Here is a 15750-nt window from a genome sequence, read left to right as displayed (position 1 = left end):
TCAGACCTCCCCGTCGAGAACCCGGAAGACGGGCAGGGTCAGCGCCCCGCCCTCGTCCTCGTACCGGCGGAACTCCACCCGTACCGGCAGCCCGATCCGCACCTTGTCGTACGGCACCCCCACCACGTTGCTCACCATCCGCACGCCCTCGGCGAGTTCGATCAGGCCGACCGCGTACGGAGGGTCGAAGGCCGGGAAGGGCGGGTGGTGCATCACGACGTACGAGCAGACCGTGCCCTCGCCGGACGACTCGACCGTGTCCCAGTCCAGGGAGCCGCAGGCGTTGCAGCCCGGCAGCCAGGGGTGGCGCAGGGTGCCGCAGTCCGCGCACCGCTGGACGAGCAGGCGCTCCTCGGCCACGCCCTCCCAGAAGCCGGCGTTGTCCCGGTTGACCACCGGCCGGGGGCGCGGCGACGGTTTGGGTTTGCGGCCGCCCGGCGCGTACTTGAGGACGCGGAAGCGGTGGGTGCCGACGAGTTCGGGGCCTACCCGGACGTCCGTGCGGGTGGTCACGAAGTACCCCGTGCCCAGCTTGGTGGTCTTGCGCCCGGACACCGACTCGATCACGGTGTCGAAGGCGACCTCGTCGCCCGGCCGCAGCGGCCTGAGGTACTCCTGCTCGCAGTCGGTGGCGACGACCGAGGTGCAGCCCGCCTCGTCGAGGAGGGTGAGCAGCTCGTCGTACGCGCCCGTGCGGGCGGTGTGCCCGGAGAGACCGCCCATGGTCCAGGCCTGGAGCATGGTGGGCGGGGCGACCGCGTCCGGCCCCTCGTACGCCGGGTTGGTGTCGCCCATCGCCTCGCACCAGTGGCGGATCATGGGCAGGTTGACCGGGTCCTTGCCGGTGCCGGCGCGGGCCGCCGGTTGCCCCTCGTACACCTTGAGCCGCGTGCCGAGATCGTCCGCCTCGGGTCGCGCCCCCGGTTCGTCACTCCCCCCTGCCACTGCCACGGTCCCCACCCCTCCCCGTCCTGCGCATCCCGAGCCGCATCGTCGCGACGATCTCCCGCTGCACCTCGCTCACCCCGCCCCCGAACGTGTTGATCTGCGCCGCCCTGTTGAGCCGCTCCAGCTCGCCGCCGTCGAACGCCCCCGGCGAACCGGACCGGACCAATGCCGCCTCGCCGACGATCTCCTGACACATGCGATACGTCGCGACTGCCGATTCCGTTCCCGCGAACTTCACTCCGCTGGCCTCCGCAGGGGCCACCCGGCCCGCCCCCGCGCCCCCCACCAGACGCCAGCTGAGCAGGCGATTCGCCGCGAGCCTGGCATGTGCTTCGGCCAGCCGAAAACGAATCCAGGGCTCGTCAACACGGCGCCGGCCGGTCACCGGATCGGGGGTGCGGGCGGCGGAGAGCGCGGCCGCGTAGAAGTCCTCGGCCTGCATACCGGTCGCGGCTAGCGCGACCCGCTCGTGGTTCAGCTGGTTGGTGATGAGCGACCAGCCGTCGTGCTCGGTGCCGACCAGGTTCCCGGCGGGGACGCGGACGCCGTCGTAGTACGTGGCCGTGGTGACCTGGCCGCCCACCGTCTCGATCGGCGTCCAGGAGAACCCGGGCGCGTCCGTGGGGACCAGGAGGATGGAGATGCCGCGGTGCCGGGGAGCGTCCGGGTCGGTGCGGCAGGCCAGCCAGATCCAGTCGGCGTGCTGGGCGCCCGAGGTGAAGATCTTCTGCCCGTCGATCCGCCAGCCGTCGCCGTCCCGTACCGCCCGGGTACGCAGCGAGGCCAGGTCGGTGCCGGCGGAGGGCTCGCTGTAGCCGATGGCGAAGACGAGGTCGCCACGGAGGATGCCGGGCAGGAAACGGGCCTTCTGCTCTGCGCTGCCGTACTTCATCAGGGTCGGGCCGACCGTGTTCAGGGTGACCATCGAGACGGGGGCGCCGGCCCGGTACGCCTCGTCGAAGAACACGAACTGCTCGTCCGCGCCCCGCCCTTGACCGCCGTACTCGACGGGCCAGCCGAGGCCGAGCAGCCCGTCCGCGCCGATCCGACGCAGCAGCTCACGGCGTTCGGCGGGGTCCTCGGGAACGGGAGTCGGGATCAAACTGCGGAAGTAGTCCCGGAGTTCGGCACGCAGCCGTTGCTGGCGTTCGGTGGGAGCCAGATACATGGTTTCTGACTGTCCGTCAGATACGGTGCGCTGTCAAGCACGACGAGGTCGAACGGGGAGACGGCGGGCACGAAGCGGCGGGCGTGAAGCGGCGGGTGGGGGCCGGAGGCGGCGCAAGGGGGCCGGAGGCGGCACAAAGGGGGCGGGAGGCGGCGCGAGGGGGCGGGAGTCATGGCGGCCGGACGACGACAGAGGCGCCCCGGACCGACGGGCAGACGGTGACCGGACGACGGCAGAGGCGGCTGGGCGAAGGCAAAGACAGCCGGGCGGCTGACGGTGCCGTCGGCCCGCCGCAGAGATCCATGAGCGGTCGGCCGCCGGGCCGGTGAACGCCCGCGCGGCGGTGCCGAAGCACCGCCGCGCGGACGCACCCCCTCCCCACAGACCACTCCCCACCAGCACCCGGACGAGGTCAGACGGGGTTCACCACAGCCGGGTGAAGTGGACGGCAACGTTGTCGTTGCCCTGCTGGATCGCGGTCCACGCGGAGCGGTTGACCTGAGCGGTGTTGCTCTGGTTCGACGCGCCGTTCCCGACCGCGTTCTGCTGGGTCGTGGAGGAGTTGCCGTTGTTGTCGCGGCCGACGCCGCTGCCGATGATGCCCGCCGAGCCGGCGTTGGCGCTCGATCCGTTGCCCGCCAACGCACCGTTGTCCGCAGCCGCGACACCGGCGAAGAGGGCGGCGGCGAGCGGGAGGGCGGAGACGGCGGCGAGAACGCGGGCGGTACGGATGCTTGCCATGTTGTTTCCTCTCAGCGCCCGGCTGTGCCGGACGTTCGTCAAGTAGTGCATTTTCCAGGGTGGTTGGCCGACCGCCCCGGGGTTTGTCGTCGACGTCGCGAGACCAGAGTTGCCCACCGAATCCCCGGCGAACCATCACAGAAGCCGTTATTCGCCCTCAAGCGTGATGACAAGTCGATAAACCCTTTCACCACCTTTAGTAGATTTCAGCCTCACTCCGCACCACTCAGAACCTTCACTCCCCCTAGGCCCCCTAAGGGAAAAACGTTCGGCTCCCGCTCCACACCCAGACACCCGGCATCGGGGTTCCTCCGGCGTGTCACAGCGGCCCCCTCTTCCCTTTTTCGAACGCACGTACGAACATGGAGCCATGGCCACCACCGATCGGCAGGCCACGACGCTGGCCCTCGCACACGCCCTGTCAGCCGCCGAGCGCGGCCTGGCCGTCATCCCCCTGTCCCGGACCAAACTTCCGGCCCTGCGCTCGCCGCACCGCCACGAACCGGAACCCGCGCTGCCGCCCTGCCACGGCGAGTGCGGCCGCCCCGGCCACGGCGTGTACGACGCCACCACCGACCCGGCCCGCATCCGCGAACTGTTCGCCGCGGCGCCCTGGGCGACCGGCTACGGCATCGCCTGCGGGCTGCCCCCGCACCGCCTCATCGGCGTCGACCTCGACGTGAAGGCCGGTACGGACGCCACGTCCGCCCTGCGCGAGCTGGCTCTGCGGCACCTGTTCACCATTCCGCCGACGGTCGTCGTCGTGACCCCGAGCGGCGGCCGCCACCTCTGGCTGACCGCACCGCCGGACGTCGTGATCCCCAACTCGGCCGGCCGGCTCGCCCCCGGCATCGACATCCGCGGCGCCGGCGGCTACCTGGTCGGCCCCGGCTCCCGGACCGACCACGGCGTCTACGCCGTCGCCCCCGGTGCCGAACACCTGGTCCCCGCCCCCTGCCCGCCGTCCCTCCTCCGCCTCCTGCTCCCGCCCCCGCGCGCACCCCACCCCGCGACCCACCCCTCGGTGGGCAACCGCGGCCAGGGTCTGGTCCAGTTCGTCCTCTCCGCCCACGAGGGCCAGCGCAACACCCGCCTCTTCTGGGCCGCCTGCCGCGCCTATGAGAACGGCATCGGCCGAGCCCTGCGAGCCCCGCTCATCGATGCGGCGGTGCACACCGGCCTGACGGAACACGAGGCCCGCGCGACCATCGCATCAGCGGCCCGCATGACCGGCCACCGGCCTTGAGAGGCCCCGAAACCGAACCCCCCGTCGAACGCCGCTTCCTGGGCGGCCTCCTCAACGCACGGACGCCGAGAAGTCGTACACGGACCATTCGCTGAGCCGGACGTATCCGAGACGCTGGTACAGAGCGTTGCTGGTGGGATTGGACAGGTCCGCGAACAGGACGACGTCCTGCGCCCCCGCGGCCAGCGCGGCCCGGCTCACCTCCGCCGTCACGGCCGCCGCGTACCCGCGGCCGCGCAGGTGGGCGGGGGTGTAGACGACGTCCACCTGGATCTGGCCGCCGATCAGCGGGTTCATGCCCGCGACGGAGACGGGAGTGCCGTCCGGCGTCTCCCAGAGCGTGTAGGTCTTGTCGGCGAAGCGCGTGCCGGACCAGGTGCCGGCGTCGATGACGACGTCCTCCCCGACAGCCCGGGCGAACTCGGCGCACCAGAACACGGCCTGCTCCAGGTCCTGCTCGCCCAGGACACGGCCCCGCCCGACCGGCGGCGGGTCCGGCGGTGTGAGCGTGCCGAGGCGGTACAGGGACAGCCGCGTGTCCCGGAGCCTCGGCGTCGCGCCGGTGCGCCGCTGCCAGGCTTCGGCGAACGCGGTGGCCGTGGCGTGGTCCGCGCTCACGGAGGGGACACGGTGGCCGAGGGCGGCCAGCCGTGCGGCGAGGAGGTCGGCCTGCTCGGAGGTGAGGGGGGAGAGGCCGAACCCGCGAGGCACCAGGCGGTAGAAGGTGGCGCGGACCTCACCGGCCTCCTCCAGGACACCGAAGAGACAGGCGTCGGCACCGAACGCCGCCACCCCGCGCGCCCGCACCCGCTCGGCCCACGTCGACTGCATGACATGCGGTCCGGGACGGGACCGCAGGAAGTCACCGGCCCGGTCGAGGAAGTCGTCGGCATCATCGGTCAGGTACCAGTCGGCTGAAGGCATGCCCGGTACCTTTCCCGTTCCGCCGACCTGCACCCGCACCGCCCACCGAACAGAGGTGGCCCCAAAGCCCCACACGACGCCGCCTCATCCCACCCCACCGACAAGCGACGCCGCCTCCCTCCCCACCCGCACACACCAACGGCCCCCGACCGTCATACCTGGTCAGGGGCCGTTCGCGTCATGCGGTGGGTGTGGGATTTGAACCCACGGTGACTCGCGCCACGACGGTTTTCAAGACCTTTCGGCGGGCTGGGGCTCTTGGGTCTCCGCCGCAGGTCAGACAGGTACCGGCACCCCGGCGGAGCCATTGTCATCGTCGTCGTGCCCGCTGCGTGCCCCTCGCCCCGTGACCGTGCCCGCTGAGCGGGGGCCGACCACCCCAGCCCTGGCGAGGAGCCTCAGCCGCCGGTCAGCACGGGGACGATCACCGCCGCGACAGCCGACAGCAGCCCCACGACCGCCAGGAAGGCGTTGAACTTCTCCTTGGCCGTGGGGAACACGGCGCGGCTGAAGTCGCCAGCCTTGCTACGCATGACGATCATCTTGATCTTCTGCCACCGATGCTGACGCCTCCTGCACCCCATCAGGACCCCGTACGCGTTCTCCCGGCAGTATGTTCGCCCGTCTCGGTTGACCGCCCCGCACCAGACCGGCACTTGAAAGGCGGAGTAGGCCGATACAGCGATCGACAGAGTCACGATGACCGGCAACGCCCACTGCTGGCTCCACCCAACTATCAGAGCCGCAGCCACCATGTATCCCCAGTACAGACGCACCACTTTGCCCATGACCACGCAGAGTAGCGACGGGCCGCCAGGCTCAACAGACGGTAACAAGTCACCTTCTGTAGCGGATTTCGTCCGACTCGCGTGCAAGCCCGACCAGGTATGAGCAGACCGAGCCCCTGGCCGCTCAGAAGGCCAGGGGCTCGCTCTCGGTAGTGGCTCAGTCGACGGCGTTCGCGTCATCACCGCCACTGAGCCAGGAGTCCGCCGCTTCCGCCACCTGGTCGTCGCGGCCGGCGACCGGGCGGGCATAGTGCCGGGTGGTGACACTCGCGTTCGAGTGCCCGAGGCGGTGGGCGGCGGTCATGACGCCGTACCGGTCGGCGACCCATGTGCCGTGCGAGGCACGGAGATCGTGCGGGGTGACGTCGGTCAGGCCGGCCGCAGCCACGGCGGGGTCGAAGTACGCCTTGCGCCACTGGTTGTAGCGCAGCGGCTTGCCACCGGGCGTCACGAAAAGGAGGGCGTCTTCCCCACCCTTCAGCGTCTCCAGGTGGCGGCCAAGCCGCTTCGCCAGCGAGGGACCGACCCGCAGGATCCGCTTCTGATGGGACTTGGGGGTGTCGAAGACGAGGGCGCCGTTCGCTTCGGCCAGGTTCTCGTCAACGTGGACCAGGCCGCCGGAGACGTCGATGTCCGCCCGCCGCAGTGCGAACGCCTCACCGATCCGCAGACCCCCGTACGCGAGCAGGGCGATCAGCAGGTCATGCGGCTTCGCCGCGCTCCGCACGATCCGCGAGGCTTCGAGCGGGGTGAGGATGTGAGGCTCGGTCTGGGGCATCCGAGGCAGCCTCACTCCCCTGCACGGTGTCTGCGCGATCATGTCGTTGTCGACGGCCGCCCGCATGATCTGCGACAGCACCCGGTACGCCTGCCGGATCCGCGACGCGCTGAGTCCCCGGGTCTTCATGGCGCCCACCCACTCGGCGATCGTGATCGGCCGAAGGCTGGACAGCTCACGATCACCGAGCGCGGGAACGATCAGCGAGTTGATCAGGGACCGGTACGACGCCTGAGTCTTGTGCTTGAGCTGCGGGGAGACGGCAGTGAGCCAGCGGGCCGACCAATCGCGCACGGTCGTCTGTCCCTCTGCCGGGTCGAGCCAGCGTCCCTCTTCGATCTCTATGCGTTTCCGGGCCAGCCAGCGATCAGCGTCGGTCGAGGTGGCGAACGTCCGATCAGCGGCCCGCAGTACGCCGTCAGGGCCCGGGTAGCGAGCCTGGAAGCGGCCCGAGGGCAGCTTGCGGACGCGGCCGAAGCTCCGGCGGGACTTGCGCTTGCCCGCCATCAGGCAGCCCTCCGGTACGCCGAGGAGGGCCGCAGGACGATCGGCTCCACCGTGTGACTGCTGACGTACTCGTCGACCGCGCTCTCAGGGATGCGGACGTGTCGGCCGACCTTGACGAAGGTGATGCGGCGTTCCTCAATGAGACGACGAGGGAAGCGGAGACCGGTGCCGAGGCGTTCGGCGACCTGGTCCACGGTGAGGAGTCGGTCCACGGTCACCACTCCCTGTCGTCGATGGCGAGGCCGTTCAAGGCGTCGCGGGCGGTCTCGCGGTTGGTCTGGAGGTCGCGGGCGATGGTGGCGGCGAGGGCGGCTTCGCCCGGGGTGTGGCCGTGGCCGGCGTATTGCCAGTCGGTCAGGACGAGGACGGTGTCCGGCTCGCGGTCGTCGAGGCCGAGGGCGGAGGCCTCTTGGGCGGCGCGGTAGTCGGCGCGTTCCTGGCGGAGGGCGCCGAGGGTGGTGGAGTAGGTGCGCGACTTGGACGAGAAGTGGCCGCGGAAGCCGAGCATGTGAGCCCAGGCCCAGAGACGTCGGTCCGGGTAGAGGGCGTCCAGGTCGCGGCAGGCGGTGATGAGTCGGCGGGTGTGGTCGGGGACGTGGTGGCGGTCGAGTTCGGCGAGTTCGCCGATACGGCGGTCGAGAGTGCCGGTGTTCTCGGCGGCTTTGGTGGCGTACTTGGCCACGTAGGAGGCGACAGCCTGTTCGGTGATGTCGGAGCCGTCGCCGAATGCCTTGACCGGCCGGACGTCGAGTTGCCGACCCCATCGGAAGGTGCGGGCGGGTTGGTCGGCGGAGGCGGGAACGGAGACAGACGTGTAGGAGTGCGCGGCGGCGGCGCGGGCCGCGTCCGTGAGGAGGCCGACCGTGGCCCAGGCGGGCGGTGGTGTGCCAGGTCCGTCGGGGCCGTCGAGGCGGATGACGGCGTGGAAGTGGAGGGCGCCGCGCTTCTGGAATTCGGCGACCTTGCCGTACGAGACGCGGAGGTGGTCGGCGAGTTCGCGGCGGGGCAGGCCGGCGCGGGCGGCGAGTTCCCGGCGGAGGCGGGTGGTGAAGCGCTGCCAGAGCTGACCGGCGTGGTTGTTGAAGAGGACGGCGCCCGCGTAGTCGTAGGTGTTCGGGTCAAGAGCGGTGCCCAGCTCGGAGGCGTCGGGGGTGTGCGGTGTGCCGCAGCGGCAGGTGCCGCCGTGGTCGGGGCGGTTGTGGACCGGGCCGAAGGAGGGCGCGGTGAGGGTGGTGAAGACACGGGGGTGGTCGCGGACGGCGGCGGGAATGTCGCGGCGGTCGTCTCCGGCGAGGCCGGCGCGGATCAGGTGGTAGGTGTCGCCCGCGTAGGTCCAGGCGCAGGAGGGGCAGCGGGAGGCGCGGCGGTTGCCGCAGGCGAGGCGGAGGCGTCCGCCCGGTTCGACGGCGGTGGAGTAGTGGTGCAGGGTCTCACCGGTGGTCTTGTCCTTGTGGAGGGTCCAGCCGGTGAGGTGGATCGGGTCGGAGCAGCCGCCGGTACGGCGGATCTGGTCTTCCCAGCGGGAGTAGTCGGAGGCCGAGGCGACCCGGAGGACGTCCCGGAGGGTGGTCGGGTCGAGCGGCGGCGGGGTGAGCGGGTGCGTCTTTTGTGTCGCGGGTGAGGCCCGGTGGGCCATGCTGGTGGTTCCTTCCGATTGCGAGATCGATCGGCGGGGACGGCTCCCGGGCGGCGGATGCTTGGCGGTATCGAGGCCGCCCGGGGGCCGGTCAGCGGCGCTTGGCGTCGGAGGCGAGCAGGGAGCGCAGGACGACCGCGCAGACGGCGACCGAGGCGCCGGTGATGGCGACCGCCAGGAGCAGCGAGACGAGGACGGCGCCGAGGACCAGGACGACGGCCGTGCCGCCGCCGACGAGGGCGAGGGCGGTGCCGGGGGTGAGCTGGACAACCGGGCGGGACGGCGGCGCGGGAACGGCGACTGGTGCCGACGGGACCGGGGCGGTCGGGGTTCCCGGGGTGATCGTGGTCGGGTGGACGACGGCGGGCGGGGTGGTCAGGCCGGTGGGCTGGGGCATGGTCGGGAGCTTGGGCCGGAACATGGGCGGTTCTCCTTTCGCGGCGGGTTACTTGACGGCGGTGTTGATGAGCGGGGCGAAGACGCTGTCGGCGAGGAGGTAGCCGCCGAGGAGGAGCACGCAGATCAGCCACCAGGGCGGGCGGATGAGCTTGACGCCGAGGTAGCCGACGGCCAACAGGGCGAACCAGAGCGGAACTTGCATGGACGGTGGTCTCCTAGGCGACGCGGCAGCGATGCGTACGGGCGGCGAGCTGGGCGGCGGTCTGGCTGGAGTAGTCGGCGGACCAGCCGCAGCGGTCGGCGGTGCAGACGGCGGCGTGCACGGTCCGGCCGTTGCGGTCTCGGTGGGTGCCTATCTGCACGGGGCCGATCCGCATCAGGGAGTGGAAGTTGTCGCGGGCGGGCATGTCAGTCGCTCTCCTCTCGGGCGGTCGTCGGGTCGGGAAAGGTCGCGCGGATACCGGCTGCGGTGGCCGGGTCGGGGGTGCGCTTGGCGGCCTCCTCGGCGAGCAGGTGGGCGAGGTAGGGCCGATCGGCTGCGGTCATCTCGCGGGCGCCGTCGAGGTAGTCGGCAGCGGTCAGGGCAGCGGGGTCGCGGGTCATCTGTGGTCTTCCTTCCGGTGTCTCTCGCGGGTCAGGTGAGGTGGGCGGCGATGGCGTCGGCGAGGTGGGGCGGGACGCCGAGGCGGGAGCGGAGGGTGTCGGGGTCGATCGGGGATCCGGTGCGGGTGCGGTACTCGTCGGCGACCTTGCGGGCGTGGTCGACGAGGGCGGCGGGGACCGGGGGCACCGGTGTCGCGGCAGCCGTGACTTCGGGCACGGGGGTCGCGTCGGGCGCGGGCACGGCTTCCGGTGCGGGCTGCTCAGCGTCCGGCGTGTCCGGGACGGGGGCCAGCGGAATCGGCTCCGTCTCCGGCTCGGCAGGCGACGAGTGAGCGAGGAGCGTGCCGCCGAGGAAGGCGAGCGCGGGCCATCCGGCGATGCCGAGGCGGAGCAGGGCGGGCGGGTCGGTGAGGTCGAGGAATCCGGCGGTGGCAACGTTGGCGCCGAGCGAGGCGAACAGCGCGACGACGAACCAGCACCAGGCCAGCCGGGACGGCCCCTCACTGCGCAGCCGACGCCAGGCGGCGACCAGGAGCAGGTCGACGCTGACCGGGTAGGCCCAGGCCTTCCAGCCGTTCTGGCCGGCAGCGGCGGCCAGGTCGTGCAGGTGGGCGAAGGACAGGGCACCGGCGATCACGGCCTGAATCAGGACCGCGTCGACCCGGAGACCGTGACGGGCACCCATCAGAGGTCGCCCGGGTAGGCGGGGCCGCCGTCGGGGTCGTAGTCGTCCGGGAACATGCCGGGCGGCGGCTCAGGCAGCGAGACGGCGAGGGACGGGCTGACGGTTTCCACGAAGTCGAGGTCGGCGCCGGCCATGTCGGCGTAGAGGGCGAGTTGGCCGAGCAGGAGCACGGTCCGGGCGAAGTCCTCGCAGTCCGGGCACATGGCGGGTCTCCCTTCATTTGGGCATGGCGGGGTAGGGACGCGGCGTGAAGACGGTCACGCCGACCGTGAGGAGCGGTGAGAGATCAGGCGGTAGCCGAGGACGCCTTGACCAGCGGCACGGACTCGGTGTCGGGGCCGGGGAGGGCGGGCCGGAACGGGGCCAGCTCGGGCAGGTCCGGGGTCCGGTCGGCGTGCCGGTTGCAGATGTTCACGGCCTGGCGAAGCGAGGTGTGCGGGGCGCGGATGCGGTGCCATCCGCCGGAGGAGTCGCCCGCGATGGCAAGGCCGCGCAGCTCGGCTGGGATCTGGATGGCGGCGAGGACGGCGTCCGGGGAGATATCGCCGAAGGCCATGTTGGCGGAGGATTCGTCGTTGACACGGTGGGCGGTACGGCCGGTGAGCTGAGCGCGGAGCATGGTGATGCCCTTGCCGAGTTCGGAGCCGAAGCGCTGCCCGCAGATTTCGAGGTAGATGCCGGCCGCGCGGCCGAGCTGGGCGAGGCGGACCAGCGCGGTGACGATGCGATCCCGGCGCTTCTCCTCCTCCTTGCTTGCGTACAGGGCGAGTTCGGCGACCTCATCGACCAGGACCACGACCGGAACCGGGCGCAGGTCGTCGGGCAGGTCCCAGATGTCGGCGGCGATCTCCGCATCCGGCACGTCGGAGGTGATCCGCTGCTGGGACCGGATGACCTGATAGACGCGCTCCATCCGTGCCACGAGCGCATCGAGCACTTCGGCGGCGGTGTCGGGGTCGTCGGCCAGCGCGGAGAACCGGCGGGCCAGCGGGAACAGTTCGACCCCCTGCTTGCAGTCGATGCCGACGAGGGCGACGTCCATCGGGGCGAGCCCGGCGACCAGGTTGCGTTGGTAGACGGACTTGCCGGACTCCGTGGCGCCGAGGGTGAGGGCATGGGGTATCGCCCGGTAGTCGCGGTAGTGCACCGAGCCGTCCTGCCGCAGGGCGACCGGCACCCGCATCGGCCGCGGGTCGGTCTCGGCCGGCATCTGCACCCGCTTGAGCACGTCATAGCCGGTCATCCGCACTTCGACGACGCCGGAATGCAGTTCCCGCGAGGTGACGCCGTACATCGAGAACGAGTGCCGAAGCCGGTCCGAAGCGGCTGCGATATCGAAGGCGTCCTGCCCAGGACGGAGCTTGAGCCGCAGGACCAGGCCTGTACGAGTCGGCCGTAACCGCAGGATGCGTGGCGGACGCGGCTCCGGTATCGGCCGGTTGGTGGCACGGGCCAGAGCGAGCCGCCACCGGGCGGGCGGGACGGTCAACCCGCACGCGTCCATGACCGAGCCGTACCGGACCAGGACCCGCACCACGGCCAGCGTGACCCCGAAGGTCAACCAGTACCAGGCGGGGCGCCGCCACCGCAGGAGACCCACGGCAGCGACGACCAGCACCAGAGCGACCGTGAACCCGGTCATGATCAGGCTGCCTTGGGCCCTGCGGCGGCGCCGGCGAGCGAGGTCACCGCGACCGCGCGGAACGCGATGCCGTGCCGCCTCTGGCCGTTGAAGTCGTTCTCCCACGGCCGGGCGATCAGCCCCGTGAGTGCGACCGGCGTGCCCATGGCCAGCTCACCGGAGATACCCGGCTCCGGAACGGTGATGGACAGGATCTCCACCTGCTCGTTCGCCGCGAACATCACGTCCACCGTCATCAGCTTCGCCCCGGTCTCGGTGTCGGTGGCGATCTCACCGGTACGACGGTCACGCACCTTGACCTGCGGGGACTTGGCGACCATGACAACCGCGCCGGAGGTGTCGACGGGAATCTGACGCACAGAGATCACTCCTCTATAGATGCTGAACTTCGCCACTCATGTACATGAGTGACATGAAGAAGAGTGCATCACTCCTGTACATGAGTCAACCCGCCACGAAGAAGAACTCGCGACGGGCTGTGAGAAGTTGAGCCAGCGTCAGTCGTCCGCAGGGATCCGATACTCGAAAACGAACTGGTCAGCGGCCATGAGGGTGTCGCACACCTCGACCACAAGGCCCGCGACCGTACGAGCCTCACGGATCAGATGAACCACCGGAGCACCAGGGCTCAGCGCCAACTCCGTGGCTTCCGCCTTGGAGGCCGGCCGCGCTTGCAGCGTCTCGACGAACTCCGCGAACTCATGCCCGTGGTCTTCCAGTCGGGCGTAAATGCCACCGCCGCCGGGGTTCTCAGCGAACAGCTCGGGGATGTCCTTCACGACGTCCCAGGGCAGGTACGACGTGGCGGTCTCGACCGGCGTGCCGTTACGGAAGTACAGGCGCCGACGGGCCAGCACCTGCGTACCGGCGGGGACGCCCAGCCGCTCGGCGGCATCCTCGGGCGCCTCGATGGGCCCGATGTAGAGGACGCTGACCTTGGCCGTGGCCCCGGACTGCGCGGACTCCGCGAGGTAGGCCGCCTGCCCTCCCTGCCGCAGCGAGCGCCGGAAGCGATCGGAGGAGCGGTGCCGCACCGGAGGCCGGTTCTTCACGATCGAACCCTTACCGTGCCGGGTCTCGACCAGCCCACTCGCCCGCACCTCGACCATGGCCTTACGGATCGTCCCGCCGGACACGCCATAGCGGTCCACCAGCTCAGACTCACTCGGCACCATGTCACCAGGCTTGAGAACACCCGCCCGGATCTGCTGCACGATCTCGTCCGCGATCTGCACGTATCGAGGCCCGGAACCGACCCCTCCCGCCGCAGTTCCCATAGTCCTTCTCTGCCTCCTATGCTCCTCTACATGAGTCAACCACAGGAAGCGACACCCTCCCCCCTGCACTCCGTATCCGTAGCCGGAGCAGTGGTGCGCGAGGACGGCCGCCTCCTGGCGATCCGCCGAGCCGACAACGGCACCTGGGAACTCCCCGGCGGCATCCTCGAACTCAACGAGACCCCCGAAGCCGGCGTCGCCCGCGAGGTCCTGGAGGAGACCGGCATCCACGTCGAGATCGACGAACTCACCGGGGTCTACAAGAACACCACCCGAGGCATCGTCGCCCTGGTCTTCCGATGCAGGCCCTCCGGCGGCACCGAACGCACCTCCAACGAATCCACCGCCGTCTCCTGGCTCACCCCCGACGAAGTCAGCGACCGGATGTCCGAGGTCTACGCCGTCAGACTCCTCGATGCCCTGGACGGCAACGGCCCCCATGTCCGCAGCCACGACGGCAAGCGCCTCATCCCAGCGGGATAAAACCTTCTCTCCATCATCAAGGCGGCTCGCTCCGCTCCCCGCGCGCGGCACGGCCCCCGGCCGGGCCGCCGCTCCTGTCTCCGCCCCGCTCCAGCCCGGCCGGCGCCCGTGCCGCGCTCAGAGCATGGAGCCGCCTGATGCCAGAGAAGCGGGTACGTCGTGGCTGGGGCGGTCGGCTCCACGGCTTTACGGAGCCACTTTGGCGCGAGCCTCGAAGATCATGGCCCCAACGTCGTACTTTACCGGGCAGGTCCACAGACTGCCCGACGCGCCGGAAGCTTACAGGGCCATGATCACTCGCGCCAAAGCAGCGCCACCCCAAAGCCGCTCCACCGACCGCGCCTGTCTCCGCACGTGTTGCTTGGATGGCGTTAACACAGCTGAGATCCGAAGTCAGCTAGGAAGGGCCAGAGAGCGAGTCAGCTTGGGAAGCAATCGGTAGCTTCCCAACTCGGGAAACGCGCCCGTAGGCGAGTCGTGAGCTGTATCTTGCAGACACCCAGCCGCATCACCTACGGGGGTCTCATGCAGGTCACGAACGCCGCCCTCATCTCATGGGTCGAGATCGAAGATTTGTTTGGCGCGTATAGCTACCATCTAGACTTTTTTGGCGTCAACGAACCGGACTCACGGGGCCGACGACTCACACTGCTCTACGGAAATAACGGCAGCGGAAAGACAACAATACTCAAGCTGCTATGGGACACACTATCCGCAGATACCTCTAAAGGGCACCGCGAGCGAATTGCGAAGACACCATTTCGGTCGCTAGTGATTCGCCTCTCCATGGGTGACACTATCAAGGTGACTAAGAATGATGGTTTGACCGGTTCCTTTTCCATCACCGTTGACGGCGAGACGGAGGTTCGGCAAGCCTATATGGTAACGGCAGCGGGCGTAACGGCGGTGCCTGACTCACTCTTGGGGGAGAACGCGGAATCGAACGAACGGGAGCTACGACTTCGACTGATCCGAGCGCGAATGCAACGCCCCGTAGAAGAATACAAGGATGGCAGCGATAAATTCGCCGCATACCTGAAAGAGCTCGGAGCCGTACCATACATGCTCGCGGATGATCGACAAATCTACGGTGACGCGATCGATTCAAGCACACGGGAGGAAGAGTGGGTCATTGTTGAGGATGACGACGACCCGTCAGCCGAATCAGCGAAAGGAGTAGCCGCCGAGCTCACCCAGGCCATTGAGCGTGTTGACGCACTCGTGAAAGATCAAGTGATTAAAGGCGGTCAGCAAGGATCGCGAAGTTCCAACAGCGTCTATCTCGGCATTCTTGGCCGAGTAGCGAATACCGAAGCGTCTCGCAAGGAGGTCACAAAGGATGAGCTGATTGGAAAAATTGAAGAAGTAGCCGAAAGGACGCAGGTATACAGTCGCTACGGGCTTCTGCCAAGGATCAACAAAGATCAATTCATTGACGCTGTTCGTGCCGTTCCTGACAGCGAGCTCGGTGTTGCCGAAGCGGTTCTTGATCCCTTCCTGAGCTCCCAATCAGCTCGCCTGGATGCCCTGAATGGTGTCTTCGCACTGGTGCAGACATTCACCAACGAAATGAATCGATTCTTTGGTAACAGCGGCAAGAAGGTTACATACCAAACGTTCAGGGGAATTCAAGTCCGGTCCGCTGGCAATAATCGACTTTCCCCCGAACAGTTGTCCTCCGGCGAGCGTCAAATCCTACTGCTGCTACTCAATACAATTTTGGCTCGCGAAAACACGAAACTTTTCCTGATTGACGAACCGGAAATTAGCCTAAACGTCAAATGGCAGCGCCAACTGATGGATGCATTGCTCGCATGTACAGAGGGAAGTGCCGTTCAATTCGTCGTCGCTACACATTCCATCGAGGTCATTACAGGACATCGCGCTTCGCTTGCGCGGATGGTACCAAAGAAGTAAGAGGCATC

Annotated in this window: 20 protein-coding genes; 3 read left to right on the top strand and 17 right to left on the bottom strand. The window is 69.0% G+C overall.

The window, feature by feature from the left end:
• From AB0M11_RS06940 to AB0M11_RS06930, 3 genes are all read right to left on the bottom strand, one after another.
• On the bottom strand, nt 1-945 hold the full coding sequence (locus AB0M11_RS06940) for a bifunctional MaoC family dehydratase N-terminal/OB-fold nucleic acid binding domain-containing protein (RefSeq protein ID WP_365702340.1): 945 nt from the start codon (nt 943-945) through the stop codon (nt 1-3).
• Nucleotides 929-2116 (bottom strand): acyl-CoA dehydrogenase family protein, encoded by a 1188-nt coding sequence (locus AB0M11_RS06935; RefSeq protein ID WP_365702203.1) that lies wholly within the window; start codon nt 2114-2116, stop codon nt 929-931. Before AB0M11_RS06935 ends, AB0M11_RS06940 begins: the two co-directional genes overlap by 17 nt.
• 423 nt (nt 2117-2539) lie before the next feature.
• Nucleotides 2540-2857: a hypothetical protein gene (locus tag AB0M11_RS06930; RefSeq protein WP_365702201.1), complete on the bottom strand. Its 318-nt coding sequence runs from the start codon at nt 2855-2857 to the stop codon at nt 2540-2542.
• Nucleotides 2858-3227: 370 nt separating this feature from the next.
• Here AB0M11_RS06930 and AB0M11_RS06925 point away from each other — a divergent pair, with 370 nt between their 5' ends.
• The gene (locus AB0M11_RS06925) at nt 3228-4103 is read left to right on the top strand and encodes a bifunctional DNA primase/polymerase (RefSeq protein WP_365702199.1); all 876 of its coding nucleotides are present in this window, start codon (nt 3228-3230) and stop codon (nt 4101-4103) included.
• 51 nt (nt 4104-4154) lie between these two features.
• Here the strand turns inward: AB0M11_RS06925 and AB0M11_RS06920 are convergent, their stop codons facing one another.
• The 14 genes from AB0M11_RS06920 to AB0M11_RS06855 form a co-directional block, all read right to left on the bottom strand.
• Nucleotides 4155-5027 (bottom strand): GNAT family N-acetyltransferase, encoded by an 873-nt coding sequence (locus AB0M11_RS06920; protein WP_365702197.1) that lies wholly within the window; start codon nt 5025-5027, stop codon nt 4155-4157.
• Nucleotides 5028-5425: 398 nt separating this feature from the next.
• Nucleotides 5426-5560 (bottom strand): hypothetical protein, encoded by a 135-nt coding sequence (locus tag AB0M11_RS06915; protein ID WP_365702195.1) that lies wholly within the window; start codon nt 5558-5560, stop codon nt 5426-5428.
• 412 nt (nt 5561-5972) lie between these two features.
• Nucleotides 5973-7100 carry a tyrosine-type recombinase/integrase gene (locus AB0M11_RS06910; RefSeq protein WP_365702193.1) on the bottom strand — a complete coding sequence of 376 codons (1128 nt, stop codon included), beginning with the start codon at nt 7098-7100 and terminating at the stop codon, nt 5973-5975.
• Entirely contained in the window at nt 7100-7321 is a 222-nt protein-coding gene (locus AB0M11_RS06905) for a helix-turn-helix domain-containing protein (protein ID WP_351960385.1), read from the bottom strand. Before AB0M11_RS06905 ends, AB0M11_RS06910 begins: the two co-directional genes overlap by 1 nt.
• A complete protein-coding gene (repSA, locus tag AB0M11_RS06900; protein WP_365702191.1) occupies nt 7315-8736 on the bottom strand; it encodes a replication initiator protein RepSA in 1422 nt (473 codons plus the stop codon). Before repSA ends, AB0M11_RS06905 begins: the two co-directional genes overlap by 7 nt.
• Before the next feature lie 91 nt (nt 8737-8827).
• Complete coding sequence (locus AB0M11_RS06895) at nt 8828-9157, bottom strand: SpdD-like protein (RefSeq protein ID WP_365702189.1); 330 nt, start codon at nt 9155-9157, stop codon at nt 8828-8830.
• Between the two features lie 24 nt (nt 9158-9181).
• Nucleotides 9182-9337, bottom strand: a complete 156-nt coding sequence (locus AB0M11_RS06890; protein WP_263209767.1) for a hypothetical protein — start codon at nt 9335-9337, stop codon at nt 9182-9184.
• Nucleotides 9338-9350: 13 nt separating this feature from the next.
• Nucleotides 9351-9542, bottom strand: a complete 192-nt coding sequence (locus tag AB0M11_RS06885) for a mobile element transfer protein (RefSeq protein ID WP_310778705.1) — start codon at nt 9540-9542, stop codon at nt 9351-9353.
• Nucleotide 9543: 1 nt separating this feature from the next.
• Complete coding sequence (locus AB0M11_RS06880; protein WP_365702186.1) at nt 9544-9738, bottom strand: hypothetical protein; 195 nt, start codon at nt 9736-9738, stop codon at nt 9544-9546.
• A gap of 31 nt (nt 9739-9769) precedes the next feature.
• Entirely contained in the window at nt 9770-10423 is a 654-nt protein-coding gene (locus tag AB0M11_RS06875) for a DUF2637 domain-containing protein (protein WP_365702184.1), read from the bottom strand.
• Nucleotides 10423-10626, bottom strand: coding sequence for a hypothetical protein (locus AB0M11_RS06870; protein ID WP_365702182.1), 204 nt, complete (start codon nt 10624-10626; stop codon nt 10423-10425). Before AB0M11_RS06870 ends, AB0M11_RS06875 begins: the two co-directional genes overlap by 1 nt.
• A gap of 83 nt (nt 10627-10709) precedes the next feature.
• Nucleotides 10710-12065, bottom strand: coding sequence for an FtsK/SpoIIIE domain-containing protein (locus AB0M11_RS06865; protein ID WP_365702180.1), 1356 nt, complete (start codon nt 12063-12065; stop codon nt 10710-10712).
• A 2-nt stretch (nt 12066-12067) separates the two neighbouring features.
• A complete protein-coding gene (locus AB0M11_RS06860; RefSeq protein WP_365702178.1) occupies nt 12068-12424 on the bottom strand; it encodes a hypothetical protein in 357 nt (118 codons plus the stop codon).
• Between the two features lie 138 nt (nt 12425-12562).
• The gene (locus AB0M11_RS06855; RefSeq protein WP_365702176.1) at nt 12563-13342 is read right to left on the bottom strand and encodes a GntR family transcriptional regulator; all 780 of its coding nucleotides are present in this window, start codon (nt 13340-13342) and stop codon (nt 12563-12565) included.
• Nucleotides 13343-13360: 18 nt separating this feature from the next.
• Here AB0M11_RS06855 and AB0M11_RS06850 point away from each other — a divergent pair, with 18 nt between their 5' ends.
• On the top strand, nt 13361-13825 hold the full coding sequence (locus AB0M11_RS06850; protein ID WP_365702174.1) for an NUDIX domain-containing protein: 465 nt from the start codon (nt 13361-13363) through the stop codon (nt 13823-13825).
• A gap of 525 nt (nt 13826-14350) precedes the next feature.
• Complete coding sequence (locus tag AB0M11_RS06845) at nt 14351-15742, top strand: AAA family ATPase (RefSeq protein ID WP_365702172.1); 1392 nt, start codon at nt 14351-14353, stop codon at nt 15740-15742.
• Nucleotides 15743-15750: the final 8 nt, after the last annotated feature.

Source organism: Streptomyces sp. NPDC051987, from assembly GCF_040680735.1.
Taxonomy (GTDB): domain Bacteria; phylum Actinomycetota; class Actinomycetes; order Streptomycetales; family Streptomycetaceae; genus Streptomyces.
Note: the sequence above shows the minus strand (reverse complement) of the source record. Positions and strands in the feature narration are given on the sequence as shown.